Source organism: Shinella kummerowiae, from assembly GCF_009827055.1.
Classification (GTDB): Bacteria; Pseudomonadota; Alphaproteobacteria; order Rhizobiales; family Rhizobiaceae; genus Shinella; species Shinella kummerowiae.
Map to the genome: position 1 here is coordinate 243,148 of NZ_WUMK01000007.1, position 13,243 is coordinate 256,390.

A 13,243-nucleotide genomic window follows, 5' to 3' on the forward strand; every position below is an offset into this window, starting at 1 on the left:
TCAGAACGAGCCGGACAACCGCGCCGCAAGGCCGTCGACCTCGAAGTCGGCGGCCTTGTCGTTTTCACGGCGGATGAGGCGGCTGTATTCCAGCGCCGCCGTCGCGCCCTTGGCGAGGGTATAGGTGAATGTCGCCGTCAGCGATTTCGTGCGCGTGCGGTAGTCGAAATAGAGCCAGTCGCTATAGGCCTGCTCGAAGGCGAGGCCGAATTTCAGCCTCTCCGTCAGCGTCTTTTCCAGCGAAAGACCGACGGTGCGCACATCTTCTGCAAGCGAATCGTCGATGTCGGCGAGCTGGATGTCGCGTGTGAGCTTCGCCTTGAGGACTGTCTTCTTCGACATCTGCCAGGCCAGTTCGCCCTTCAGGAAGGGGCGGGCGCGTTCGACGGTCTTGCCGAGATGAGGGCTGAATATGCCAACCACGCCGGCTTCCGCCATCACGGTAATGCCATTCTTGAAGGCGCGGCCATAGGCGAGCGAGCCGCGCAGCGTTTCGGCCGGGAACTGGCCGAAGGCCTTTTGCTCCCACCGGTCGATGTGGTTCGTCCGGTATTGCGCGGTGATGCCGACCTCACCGCCGAGCAACGGCCGGATGTGACCGCCGTTCACCTCGTAGAGCGTATTGCCGGCCTCGAGCTGCGTCGGCCGCAATCCCCGGAGCGTGAAATGCGCCTTGCCCCGGTTGAGACTGGTGACCGCGGCGGTGATATGGTTCTTGCCGCCCCAGCGCTCATCCGTCAGGCCCACGCTCGTGGCGGCTGCGATATCGGCCTTGCGGTACCCGATCAGCAGACTGGGCAGGGACAAAAAGATATCGCCGGATCGCCGGTACTCGATACCACCCTTGAGCGTCAGCTTCATGGTCTTGCTGAGATCATAGGCATAGCCGACTTCGAGGCCGGCGGTCCGCTGGTCGGCAAAGCGGTAGTCCGGCACACGCCGGACGCTTGTGGTCAATCCGTAAGCGAAGTGGGACTCCTCGAGGTCGAAACTGCCCCGCAGGCCGAGCTTTGCTTCGCCGTACGAGGCGAAAAGGGCGGTCGGGTCCTGAAAAATATTGGATGTCCAGCCGCTGCCGACGCTGTAATCGACGGTTGAATCAGCAAGAGATGGATTACATCCGGCAAGCGTCAGAACCACGAAGATGGGGCCACGCGGAGAGCGCATCAAATTCTGCTCCTGTCCGTTTCTGGAGCAGAATCCTAGCGTTGTATGGTTAAAAATTCCCTCAATGCTTGAGTTTCGCTCCACTCATGCAACCTTCTATACGGAGGATTGTGCTCGGATGGCAATCGTTAAACTTGTCTATGTTATGGTTAACTCTTTGCTATGACTGGCAAATCAGGTTGAGTAAATCGATGCTTATATTATCCTCAGTTGCGTACCGAGGTGGTACACAACCGAAGGAGAGAGACATGAACAAGACTCGCATCATTGCCATGGCAACTATCCTCGCATTCGCCGGTACCAGCCAGGCATCCGCTGGCGGCCTGCTCGGCGGCATTCTCGGTGGCAACAAGACCGGTGGCATCGTCATCGCCCCGAGCGTCGGGGTCGGTGTTGGCGACGTCCTCAGCGACAATGACGGCAACAACATCCTGAACGGCGTTCTGAACAACACCCTCAACGGCACGCTGTCGGGTGTACTCAACGGCAATGCGCTCGGCATCCTCAGCGGCAGCGACTGCGGCTGCAAGAAGCGCAAACACTGATCGCACCATCCCCGCCCATGCGGTCAGTGGAGCCCGGGAGAGCGTTGCTCTCCCGGGCTTTCACCATCGGCAAGCCGTTTCGCGCTCCGCAAACAAAAAAGCCCGCGATCATCTCGCGGGCTTTTTTTCAATTTCGGGAGAACCGGATCAGTGGTTCATCGCCTTGACGATGTCGTCCGTCATCTTCTTGGCGTCGCCGAGCAGCATCATCGTGCCGTCCTTGTAGAACAGCGTGTTGTCGATGCCGGCATAGCCGGAGCCAAGCGAGCGCTTGACGAAGAGGCAGGTCTTAGCCTTGTCGACGTCGAGGATCGGCATGCCGTAGATCGGCGAGGACTTGTCGTCGCGTGCTGCCGGGTTGGTCACGTCGTTGGCGCCGATGACATAGGCGACGTCGGCCTGGGCGAACTCCGAGTTGATGTCTTCCAGTTCGAAGACCTCGTCATAGGGCACGTTCGCTTCGGCGAGCAGCACGTTCATGTGGCCCGGCATGCGGCCGGCAACCGGATGGATCGCGTACTTCACCTCGACGCCGTTCTTCTTCAGCGCGTCGGCCAATTCGCGGACCGCGTGCTGCGCCTGCGCCACCGCCATGCCGTAGCCGGGCACGATGATGACCTTGGAGGCATTCGCCATCAGGAAGGCCGCGTCGTCGGCAGAGCCCTGCTTGACCGTGCGCTGCACGCCGTCGTCCGCCGCTGCCGCCCCGCTGTCGCCGCCGAAGCCGCCGAGGATGACCGAGATGAACGAGCGGTTCATGCCCTTGCACATGATGTAGGACAGGATGGCACCCGAGGAACCGACCAGCGCGCCGGTGATGATCAGCGCGAGATTGCCGAGCGTGAAGCCGATGCCGGCTGCAGCCCAACCCGAATAGGAGTTGAGCATGGACACGACGACGGGCATGTCGGCGCCGCCGATCGGCACGATGAGCAGCACGCCCAGCGCCAGCGCCAGGATGACGATCAGCCAGAAATCGAAGTGGCTTTCCGACAGCGTCAGGCCGACGATGAAGAAGACGATCGCCGCCAGCAGCACGATGTTGATGACGTGCCGGTAGGGCAGCATGATCGGCTTGCCGGACATGCGACCATCGAGCTTCAGGAAGGCGATGATCGAGCCGGTGAAGGTGATCGCGCCGATGGCGGCACCCAGCGCCATTTCGACGAGCGCCTGGCCGTGGATCTCCCCGACCTGGCCGATGCCGAAGGACACCGGCGAGTAGAGGGCCGCGGCAGCCACCAGCACGGCGGCAAGGCCGACGAGCGAGTGGAAGCCGGCGACGAGCTGCGGCATCGAGGTCATCGGGATCGAGCGGGCGATGTAGGCACCCGCACCGCCGCCGATGGCAAGGCCGAGCACGATGAGCACGAGGCCGCCGAAGGACGGCGTCGCCAGAAGCAACGTCGTGCCGATGGCAATGCCCATGCCGACCATGCCGAGCATGTTGCCGCGGCGGCTGGTCGTCGGATGCGACAGGCCGCGCAGCGCCATGATGAACAGCACGCCGGAGACGAGATAGAGGAAGGCTGCGAAATTCTCAGACATCGGCCAGCCTCACTTCTCTTTTTTCTTGTACATCGCCAGCATGCGCTGGGTGACGAGGAAGCCGCCAAAGATGTTGACGGAGGCGAGGATGAGCGCGACGAAGCCGAAGCTGGTCGCGACACCCGAGAGCGAGATGCCGACGGCGAGAAGCGCGCCGACGACGATGACCGAAGAGATCGCGTTGGTGACGGCCATCAGCGGCGTGTGCAGCGCCGGCGTCACCGACCAGACGACATAATAGCCGACGAAGATCGACAGCACGAAGATCGCCAGGCGGAAGACGAAGGGGTCGATTGCCCCTCCGGAAACGCCGTGCGCCGCCGCAGCGGCCGCATCCGGCACATATTCGGAGGCCGTGCGCACGGCTTCCACGGCGCGCTCAAGCTCGATGATCGCCTTGTCCAGAAGTTCGTTTGCCATCACTTGGCCTCCCCTTGCGCAACCGCGCCACCGAAGTTCGGATGAACCACGGCGCCGCCATTGGTCAGCATCGTCGCCTTGACGAGCTCGTCCTCGACATTGACCGAAACCGACCTGGTCTCCTTATCGACCATGGTCTCGAGGAAGGTGATGAGGTTCTTGGCATAGAGGGCGGAGGCGGAAGCGGCGATGCGGCCCGGCACGTTGAGATAGCCGATGACCTTGACGCCCTCGACTTCGACGACCTTGCCGGCCTCGGAGCCCTCGATATTGCCGCCGCGTTCGACCGCGAGGTCGACGACGACGGAGCCGTTGCGCATGGCGGCCAGCATCTGGCGCGTCACGAGACGCGGTGCCGGGCGGCCGGGAATGAGCGCGGTGGTGATGACCATGTCCTGCTTGGTGATATGCTCGGCCACGAGTGCCGCCTGCTTCGCCTGGTATTCCTTGGACATTTCCTTGGCGTAGCCGCCGGCGGTTTCGGCGGCCTTGAACTCATCATCCTCGACGGCGATGAATTTTGCGCCGAGCGAAGCGACCTGTTCCTTGGCGGCGGGACGAACGTCCGTGGCGGAGACGGCCGCACCGAGACGGCGCGCCGTTGCGATGGCCTGCAGACCGGCGACGCCGGCGCCCATGACAAAAACCTTGGCGGCCGGAACGGTTCCGGCGGCGGTCATCATCATCGGCATGGCGCGGTCGAATTCATGGGCGGCGTCGATGACGGCCTGGTAGCCGGCAAGGTTCGCCTGCGAGGACAGGATGTCCATCGATTGCGCACGCGTGATGCGCGGCATCAATTCCATGGCGAAGGTGGTGAGACCGGCCTTGGCCATCTCGGCGATGGCCGCCTCGTTGCCGTAGGGATCCATCGTGGCGATGACGATGGCGCCGGACTTGTAGGTGGCGATCTCGGCCGAGGTCGGCCGGCGCACCTTCAGGACGACATCCGCGGACTTTGCTTCCTGCGGGCCGACGATGCGGGCACCGACAGCTTCGTAGTCTGCATCCAGGATGCGCGACTTGAGGCCTGCACCAGCTTCCACCAGCACATCGAGCCCCAAGGCTTTCATTTTCTTGACAGTTTCCACGGAACCCGCGACGCGGCCCTCCGCCGTGTCGCTTTCCCGCGCCACAAAAATACACTGACTCAAACCGTGGTCCTCCCCCCGAGACTGGCCGTGTTGAATCACGACGCCGGATGGCACCGTGACAAACCGCAAATGCGGTTGTTCAGATCAACGCAGCAGAATGAAGCCGGCGACGTTGAGAATGATGAAAAGCAGAAGCGCGCTGAAGAAACCGGCGCTGGTGAAGAAACCGGCAGCCATGGCGATCAGCAGGGCGACGCAAAACAGCGTGCCGAACTTGGCTGCATTGATGAAGAAATTGTAGGTCTTCTCGTGCTCGGGATAATCCATCGGAGCGCCCATTTCGACCGGTCCGGAATGATGTTCAGCCATAGTCACCTTCTCCTAAGCAGCCGCACCCGCCAGACGAAAAAGCTCCATCCGATGAGTGCCCAAAACAGGCCGGAACCAAACTATCCCGGCTTTTCCCCCTGTGCGCGGCACGCGCGCGGTCATCAGGCCATACACAATGGATTGGCAAAGCGCAACGGCAAGGCGGGGGAGGGGCGCACACCTGTATCGTTTCCGAAACAGATCGGGCCGGTTTCGCGGGAAACCGGCCCGTGATGCGACATCAAAACGCAGCGCTCATCCGGTGAAGGCGTTGCCGGACAGCTGGATCCGGCCATCGCCGAAATGGGCGCGACGTGCCGTCGGGCGCACCGTCAGCGGGCTGAACGTCAGGTCCTCGCCGCGGGCGAACATCATGCGGCGCTCATAGGGCTCGGATTTGAAGAACGGGAAGCGCTGGTAAAGCGAGGGCAGCGTCTCCTTGACGTTGGTCGCAAGCAGCATCAGGTCGATGATGAACTTGCCGTGGTTGCTCTTCGGCGAGGCGACGAAGTCGGCGTCGAAGACACGCTTGTAGAAGGCCGAATGGGCGGGCTTGACCATCTGCAGGCAGCGATCCGCCTGGAAATAATCCGTCGCCATGGTGGCGATGCGCAGCGTCAGATAGGGGATCGCCGGCATTTCCTTCCAGATTTCCGGATCGGCCGCAAGGCGCACCGGGTCGATCAGCGAGAGGCCCGCATCGAGGAAGGCGTTGATTTCATCCGGGAAAACCTTGCCCGACGAAGTGACGCGATGGTCCGGCGTCACGTGATGCAGGCGCACGGTCGAGATCAGCCGTTCTTCATAGTAGATGCCGAAGACATAGGCCTGGCTGTCGAAATCGGAATCGTCGATCAGCACGGCCTGTTCGTCGAGATGCATCACGGCGCCGGCCTTGTAGGCCTTGTAGCGGATGCGGGCGACGTCTTCCATGTCCTCGCCCGTCTCGACCCGGCGGTATTCGATCCTGTCGAGCAGTCCCAGAAGCTTGTCCGAAAAGCGATTGGTCGCCGTCTCCACGCTGGCCATTGTCCCCGTATCCCCGATTGAAAAAGCCGCAGCCACCGCGCTGCCATGCTTAACAATCTCCGATATAAGACAATTTGTGTAAAATACCATTCGTTAACCTTAATGAGTGGTTAACGCTAATTTTGGTTATGCTGATATTACGGATCGAATTTACGCGATCCGTTGAAAAATCAGGGGATGGATGTCAGGCGACGCGGCGGCCGCGGCGTCGGGAATCGCCGGGTTTGCGGGCGAGGGTCTCGTAAAGATCGCGCAGCGCGTCGGGCGACATGGGGGCGGCGAAGACGTAGCCCTGCACGAGATCGGCACACTGGTACTTGTTGATAAGTGCGAGCTGCTCGCGCGTCTCCACACCCTCGACGACAATGCGCAGGCCGAGTTCGCGCGAAAGGTTCACCGTGCCGCGCAGCAGTTTGAAGCGGCGCGGGTCCTCGCCGATGTTGCGCACGAAGGAGCGGTCGATCTTGATGACATCGAGCGGCAGCTGGTCGAGGTAGCTGAGGCTGGAATAGCCGGTGCCGAAATCGTCGATGGCAATGGTGATGCCGCGGGCGCGCAGTTCCTGCAGGATGGCCTGCACCTTCACCGGCTCCTCCATGAGGCAGCTTTCGGTGACTTCGAGATGCAGCCGGTGCGGCGCGAGATTCGCGGCCTCCAGTGCCTCGGCGACGAGGCCGATAATGCCGTTGCCGCGCAGGTCCTGCACCGAGAGATTGACCGAAACGCCCATATGCGCCGGCCAGGTCGCGCAGTCGGCGCAGGCCCGCATGACCATGAAGCGCGTGATGTCGGAGACGATGCCCATCTCCTCGGCGATCTGGATGAAGACGGTCGGCGGCACGGGGCCGCGCTCCGGATGCGTCCAGCGCGACAGGGCCTCGCAGCACTCGATGCTCGAGCCGTCCGGCACGAACATCGGCTGGTAGGCGACCGACAGCGTGTTGTTGGCGAGCGCATCGCGCAGGTCGTCCTTGAGCTTCTGGCGATCAGTATAGCGCGCGTCCATCTCCTGCTCGAAGACGGTGACGCTGCCCTTGGCGCGCGATTTCGTCTCGAAGAGGGCGAGGTCGGCGCGGATCTGCATCTCCTCCAGCCGGAAATCGCCGCTCGGCACGGTCACGCAGCCGGCGCTGAAGGAGACGAGGAAGGTCATGCCGTCGAATTCGTAATTGCCACGCAGCTGCTCGTGGAAACGGTGCATGCGTGTCTCGAGGTCGCGCCGGTTCGCCTCGTTCGGGAAGAAGACGATGAACTCGTCGCCCATTAGGTGGCCGGCGATCATCTTGTCGCCGGCAAGCCGGCGCAGCCGCTCGGTGATGGCGCAGAGCAAGCGGTCGCCGGTGACGTGGCCCTTCATGTCGTTGACATGTTTGAAGTCGTCGACGTCGAGCACCATGAAGCCGACCGTGCCCGGCTTCTTGCGCTCGGCCAGCGCCTCCTGCACGAGATCAGCGAAATAGGTGCGGTTCGGCAGGCCGGTGAGGCTGTCGTAGCGCACCATGTGCAGGATCTTGTTTTCCGCCCGCACACGCGCCGTCACGTCCTCAAAAATGAGAACCGCGCCGCCGTTTTCACGGGGCGAGGCGGTGAATTCCAGATAGAGCCCGTCCGTCACCTGGATGAGCGCGCGCGATCGATCGCCCTTCAGGAGTTCGTCGAGCCGTCGCAGGATCGTCTTGCTCTGCTCGGCGTTGACGAAGGTGTTGCGCACGCCGAAGCGCAACACGACATCGAGATGGCAATCCTTCAGCCGCTCCTGATTACCGAGATGGAGAAGCTCGCAGGCCCTGCGGTTGGCGACGAGGATGCGATGGTCGGCATCCAGCATGAACAGGCCATGCGGCATGTTGTTCAGCGCCGTGTCGAAACGGTCGGCGATGATCGAGACTTCACGCGTCGCCAGCACGTTCCTGTAGAGGAAATCGCGCACGCCGTTCGCCATCATGCGGGTCGTCATCACGAAGGGCAGGATGAGGACGGCGAGCACCGCGTGGTAGAAATCCTGCAGGCCGAGGAAGCCGACGACCATGGGGAAGCAGGCGGAAAAGGTCATGTAGTCGACGGCGCGCTTCGAGCCGCAGTTGCGGCCGACGACGGAGACCATGGTGGCGAGCGTCACCGCGATGGTGGCAAGCTCGGCGAAACTGTCCCGGCTGAAGAGCAGGGCATAGCCGCAGGAGGTGCCGAGCGCCAGTGTGGTACCGACGGCGCCGAGATTGTACCAGTTCTCCCAGTAGCGGATGCCGTCCATGTCGAGCGTTGACTGGTCTACCCGGTCGAAATGGCGCATGCCGATAGCACGCATCGACCAGATGAGCACGACCAGCCCGCTCCAGATCAGGAAGAAGGGATCAGCGGTTTTGGCATAGACGAACGAGAACGTGATGACATGCGAAATCATGCCCACGAAGAGGGTCTGGCGGTTCCCGTACAGCGAGCTGACGAACGACAGGTATACATCAGCCGGCAGTGTGTTTTGACCCTTATCCTTCATGGACTAGGCACTCCCTTGACGAGAGAGGGTTACCGACCAAAATTTAATGAATGATTTCGGGAAATTACCCAATAACGAGGGTATACCCGGGCATTCTTGCACGCTTGTTCAACCGAAGGAAGATAGCTTCAACCTCATATTGCAGTATTGCTGCTTTCTGGCCCTCAGATTCAACCTAGCATGGGTGTTGTGCGTAATATCATTACCTGACGGCGACACTGAGTTGCGCGGGAGACGGGCGAGAAAAATTCCATCTCGCAATCGCTGTTTGCAAGGCTTTGGTTAACAACCTCTCGCTTGCATACTGTCAGATTTTATCGGCCCCGGCTATGCTGCACAGCCGATCATACCGCCTACAATACCTTATTTGTCCTCATTTCGCCAGAATGGGGGAATTGACTGATCGCGGATTTGATAGCAAATCCTGATTTGGTATTTCTTTTTTCGGAGCCCATCATGTCGAAACCCGTCGTCGCCATTCCCGCCGATATCAGGGAGATCGAAGGCAACGTCTGGCAAGCCACCCCGAACCAATATGTCCGCGCTGCCGTCAAGGGCGCTGCCGTCACCGTTTTTCTCGTCCCGGCGCTCGAAGCCGACAACGATTTCGATGGCATCCTGGATCGGGTCGATGGACTTCTGGTCAGCGGTTCGCGCACCAATGTGCATCCCTCGCTCTATGGCAAGGAAGCCACCGCGGCCGAAGGGCCCTATGACACGGCACGCGACGCGACGAGCCTTCCGCTCATCAAGCGGGCCCTGGAGCGCGGCATTCCGCTGCTCGCCATCTGCCGCGGCATCCAGGAGCTGAATGTCGTGCTGGGCGGTACGCTCGCCAATGAAATCCAGGAGCAACCCGGCATGTGGGATCACCGCAAGCCCGATACGCCGGTGCTCGACGTCGCCTATGGCATCCGCCAGACGGTCACCGTCAAGGAAGGAAGCTGCCTGGCCGGCGTGCTCGGCGCCGGCGAGGTGCAGGTGAACTCGCTGCACCGCCAGGCGATCTCCGACCTGGCGCCGCGCCTTGCCCTGGAAGCCGTCGCTGAAGACGGGACGATCGAAGCCGTCTCCGTCATCGGCGCCAAGGCGTTTGCCGTCGGCGTACAATGGCACCCGGAATATTGGGTCGGCTCCGACCAGCCGTCGAACAAGCTTTTTGCGGCGTTCGGCGCAGCGGTGCGCGACTATGCGGCCGCCAAGCAGGGTGCGAGTGCTCCCGCCACCGAGGCGGATGTGCTGGCCTTCGGTTCGGCCAAGTCGGCCTGATCGAGACCGACCCCGCATCCTCCTGCATCCGGCGGCTCCTGTTCACGAAACGCGCCGCCGGCTCCTTGCATAGGACCAGGCCCAGAGAAGCAATGCCGCGAGGCTGAAGGTCGCGCCGGTGAGGCAGACGCCTGTCCAGCCGTAACGGGCATAACTCGCCGTCGAAGCAATGGCGCCAAGGGCGCTGCCGGCCGAGTAGAAGACCATGTAGCCGCCGACCAGCCGGCTGTGCGCGTCAGGGCGCGCGGCGAAGATCAGGCTCTGGTTGGTGACATGTACGGCTTGCACGGCGAAATCGAGCAGCACGACGCCGATCGTGAAGACGGCGAGCGCGTGCGGCAGAAAGCCGATCGCCCCCCACGAGAACACGAGCAGCGCGAGTGAGACACCCGTCGTCCGCTCGGCAAACCCGCGATCCGCCATGCGCCCCGCACGGCTTGCGGCAAGCGCACCGGCCAGCCCCGCGAGGCCAAACAGCCCGATCGTGGTGTGCGACAGGAAAAAGGGGGCCGCGCTCAGCGGCAACACCATGGCGGTCCAGAGCGTGCTGAAGCTGGCAAAGATCAGGAAGGCCAGTCCTGCCCGCTGACGCAGCACGGGCTCGCGCAAGAACAGCGCGGGGATAGAGCGCAGCACGACGCTGTATCGCTCGGCGCTGGCGACGGGAATATTCCGCGGCAGAACAGAGGCGAGAAGCAGGCCCATCAGCAGCATGAGGCCGGCGGAAAAGAAATAGACGGCTCTCCACCCGCCGGCATCCGCCAGGATACCGGCGACGAAGCGCGCCGCGAGGATGCCGATGACCACACCGCTGGTGACGAGGCCGACGGCTCTGCCGCGTTCCTCCGGCCGGGCCAGGGTGGCGGTGAGCGCCACCAAGACCTGAACGACGACAGCCAGCAGCCCCACCAGCACCATGCCGGCGAACAGGAAGGGCGCAGCCGGCGCGCTGCCGACGCCGGCCAGGGCAATGGCCGACAACAGGGCCTGCGCCACGATGAGCTTGCGCCGATTGACGAGGTCGCCGAGGGGGACGATGAAAAGCAGACCCGCCGCGTAGCCGATCTGGGTCAGCGTGACGACAAGACCGATGCGCGCGGCACCGATGCCGAAGCTTGTTGCGATCGTGTCGAGCAGCGGCTGTGCGTAATAGATGTTGGCGACGCTGCCTGCGCAGGTGATGGCAAAGATCACCAGCATCCAGTGTGGCAAGCCGAATGCCTGCCTGTCATCGGTGGGATCGCAGCCTGCCGATCTCCGGCATTCTCTCGGATGGATATTCATCATGGTTCTCGCTCGTTTTTGGTCCTATGATGAGACCACTTGCGGCAAGGCGCTTCCAGTTCTATTTTAGAACCAGTTTCGAGAGCGAGGCCGGGAATGAAACGCAGGAGTTTTCGCGAGGCGGAGTGCCCTGTTGCGCGGACATTGGACGCGATTGGTGACTGGTGGTCGCTGCTGATCGTGCGTGATGCCTTCGATGGCATCCGGCGCTTCAGCGCCTTCCAGCAAAATCTCGGCATCGCCAAGGGCATCCTGAGCACGCGCCTGCGCGATCTCGTGGAGGCGGGTGTGCTATCTTTAGCGCCCGCATCAGATGGCAGCGCCTATCAGGAATATGTCCTGACCGAAAAGGGCCGCGGCCTCTTCCTCGTCATCGTCGCCTTGCGGCAATGGGGGGAGGACCATCTGTTTCGTGCGGGCGAGCGGCGGTCCATGCTGGTGGATGCCGCGACAGAGACGCCCGTCGACCGCTTGAAACTGCACGCGTCCGACGGACGCGGCTTGACCTGGGAAGATACGCGTATCGTCGACGCGGCGTCCTGCGCCCCGAAGGGATCGCCTAGTCCGCCGAAATCAGCGTAACCATCGCGTCAGCCGGCTCGACCGCCTCATAGGCGAGACCGTCGCCATCGACGACGGTCAGGATCGCCTCGCCCCGTGCATCGGCGACGACCACCGTGCCGTCGCCATTGCTGATCCACGTCCTCGCCGTCGAAAGGCCCGGCCAGACCGTGTCGCAATCGGCGTTCGCCGAGAACTGTTCGCTGCGGCTCGAAATCCGGCTGCCGCGCTCGGCAAGGCAGGCGGTGTTCGCCATGACGTTGGAGATCGTATAGCTATGGCCGCCGGACGCCTTCGAGGGAATGGAATTCGAGATGACGGGATCGACCGCAGGCGCTTCGTGGCCGACGACGCTCCAGAGGCCCAGCGACACCACACCTGCGGCCGCGGCAATCATCAGCGTCTTCATGGGCTTCTCCTTCGCGATTCAATCCGGCAAGCATGCATCCACAAACTTGCCGGAAGGTTAACGAAGGCTTTCCAGCGCCTACCCTGTTTTTCGCGTAAACGGCGTTTCCGGCACCGGCGTCAGCGCAGCGCCGCGATCGAACCAGGCAAACAGATTGTCCGCCACCAGATCGGCCATCGCATCGCGCGTCGCCACCGACGCCGAGGCGACATGCGGCAGCAACGAGATGTTGGGCAGATCGAGCAACGCCTGCGGCACGTTCGGCTCGTCATAGAAGACATCCAGGCCGGCGGCCGCGATCACCTCGTCCCTGAGGGCCGTCGCGAGCGCATCCTCATCCACCGTCCAGCCGCGCCCTACATTGATCAGCACGCCGGTTGGTCCGAGCGCCTGCAGAACCTCGGCATTGATCGTCCGGTGCGTTTCCGGCGTCTTCGGCACGATGGCGATCAGGATATCGACGGCGCCCGCCAGTTCCAGCAGCGAGGGATAATAGGCATAGGGCACGTCGTCGCGCGGGCGGCGCGTGTGATAGGCGATATCGACGCCGAAGCCTTTCAGCCGCTCGGCGATCGCCATGCCGATGCGCCCGAGCCCGTAGATGCCGGCTTTGCGGCCACGCAGGCTGAGCGGCGTCAGCGGAAAGGCGCCGTCGCGCTTCCAGCGGCCATCGCGCAGCCACGCTTCCGCCTGCGGGAAACGACGCACCGTGTTGAGCAGCAGGCCGATCGTCGTGTCGGCCACCTCGTCGTTCAGCACGTCCGGCGTGTTGGTGACGGCAATTCCACGCCGGGAGGCTGCCGCGGCATCCACCCCGTCATAACCCACGCCGAAACTCGCGATAATCTCCAGCGCCGGCAGATGCTCGATCATCGCCGCATCGAAGCTGCCGGAAACGGCAACGCCGGCAATGCTCGCCGCCTCGGAGCGGGCGAGCAGCGCCGGATCCGGCCGCTCGATGCGCACCAGGTCGAAGCTGTCCTTCAGGCGATCGAGCACCCGCTCGCGGATCGTGCCGGGCACGAGGATGCGTGTCTTGGCCGCCATGGCAAAG

13 protein-coding genes are annotated in these 13,243 nt (G+C 62.7%); 3 read left to right on the forward strand and 10 right to left on the reverse strand.

Annotated elements, in window-relative coordinates; genetic code table 11:
* Positions 1–1,167, reverse strand: a complete 1,167-nt coding sequence (locus tag GR138_RS19520; RefSeq protein WP_160860932.1) for an outer membrane beta-barrel protein — start codon at positions 1,165–1,167, stop codon at positions 1–3.
* 248 nt (positions 1,168–1,415) lie between these two features.
* Here GR138_RS19520 and GR138_RS19525 point away from each other — a divergent pair, with 248 nt between their 5' ends.
* Entirely contained in the window at positions 1,416–1,712 is a 297-nt protein-coding gene (locus GR138_RS19525) for a hypothetical protein (RefSeq protein ID WP_246200577.1), read from the forward strand.
* A gap of 147 nt (positions 1,713–1,859) precedes the next feature.
* Here GR138_RS19525 and GR138_RS19530 read toward each other — a convergent pair whose 3' ends face one another.
* The 6 genes from GR138_RS19530 to GR138_RS19555 all read right to left on the reverse strand — a co-directional run bounded on the left by GR138_RS19530 (position 1,860) and on the right by GR138_RS19555 (position 8,666).
* Positions 1,860–3,260 (reverse strand): NAD(P)(+) transhydrogenase (Re/Si-specific) subunit beta, encoded by a 1,401-nt coding sequence (locus GR138_RS19530; protein WP_160860933.1) that lies wholly within the window; start codon positions 3,258–3,260, stop codon positions 1,860–1,862.
* A 9-nt stretch (positions 3,261–3,269) separates the two neighbouring features.
* Entirely contained in the window at positions 3,270–3,680 is a 411-nt protein-coding gene (locus tag GR138_RS19535) for an NAD(P) transhydrogenase subunit alpha part 2 (protein WP_160860934.1), read from the reverse strand.
* Positions 3,680–4,834 (reverse strand): Re/Si-specific NAD(P)(+) transhydrogenase subunit alpha, encoded by a 1,155-nt coding sequence (locus GR138_RS19540; RefSeq protein WP_160860935.1) that lies wholly within the window; start codon positions 4,832–4,834, stop codon positions 3,680–3,682. Before GR138_RS19540 ends, GR138_RS19535 begins: the two co-directional genes overlap by 1 nt.
* A gap of 84 nt (positions 4,835–4,918) precedes the next feature.
* The gene (locus GR138_RS19545; protein WP_160860936.1) at positions 4,919–5,143 is read right to left on the reverse strand and encodes an aa3-type cytochrome c oxidase subunit IV; all 225 of its coding nucleotides are present in this window, start codon (positions 5,141–5,143) and stop codon (positions 4,919–4,921) included.
* Positions 5,144–5,398: 255 nt separating this feature from the next.
* Positions 5,399–6,172, reverse strand: a complete 774-nt coding sequence (locus tag GR138_RS19550; RefSeq protein ID WP_160860937.1) for an N-acyl amino acid synthase FeeM domain-containing protein — start codon at positions 6,170–6,172, stop codon at positions 5,399–5,401.
* Between the two features lie 184 nt (positions 6,173–6,356).
* Entirely contained in the window at positions 6,357–8,666 is a 2,310-nt protein-coding gene (locus GR138_RS19555; RefSeq protein ID WP_160860938.1) for a putative bifunctional diguanylate cyclase/phosphodiesterase, read from the reverse strand.
* Between the two features lie 456 nt (positions 8,667–9,122).
* On the opposite strand from GR138_RS19555, the gene GR138_RS19560 reads away from it, so the two are divergent.
* Positions 9,123–9,935, forward strand: coding sequence for a gamma-glutamyl-gamma-aminobutyrate hydrolase family protein (locus tag GR138_RS19560; RefSeq protein WP_160860939.1), 813 nt, complete (start codon positions 9,123–9,125; stop codon positions 9,933–9,935).
* Between the two features lie 42 nt (positions 9,936–9,977).
* On the opposite strand, the gene GR138_RS19565 is transcribed toward GR138_RS19560, so the two are convergent.
* On the reverse strand, positions 9,978–11,135 hold the full coding sequence (locus GR138_RS19565) for an MFS transporter (protein ID WP_202402744.1): 1,158 nt from the start codon (positions 11,133–11,135) through the stop codon (positions 9,978–9,980).
* Between the two features lie 180 nt (positions 11,136–11,315).
* On the opposite strand from GR138_RS19565, the gene GR138_RS19570 reads away from it, so the two are divergent.
* Entirely contained in the window at positions 11,316–11,801 is a 486-nt protein-coding gene (locus tag GR138_RS19570) for a winged helix-turn-helix transcriptional regulator (RefSeq protein WP_160860941.1), read from the forward strand.
* Here the strand turns inward: GR138_RS19570 and GR138_RS19575 are convergent.
* Complete coding sequence (locus tag GR138_RS19575) at positions 11,779–12,189, reverse strand: hypothetical protein (protein WP_160860942.1); 411 nt, start codon at positions 12,187–12,189, stop codon at positions 11,779–11,781. The two genes, GR138_RS19570 and GR138_RS19575, sit on opposite strands and share 23 nt — an antisense overlap.
* Positions 12,190–12,267: 78 nt before the next feature.
* On the reverse strand, positions 12,268–13,236 hold the full coding sequence (locus GR138_RS19580) for a 2-hydroxyacid dehydrogenase (protein WP_160860943.1): 969 nt from the start codon (positions 13,234–13,236) through the stop codon (positions 12,268–12,270).
* Positions 13,237–13,243 lie beyond the last annotated feature (7 nt).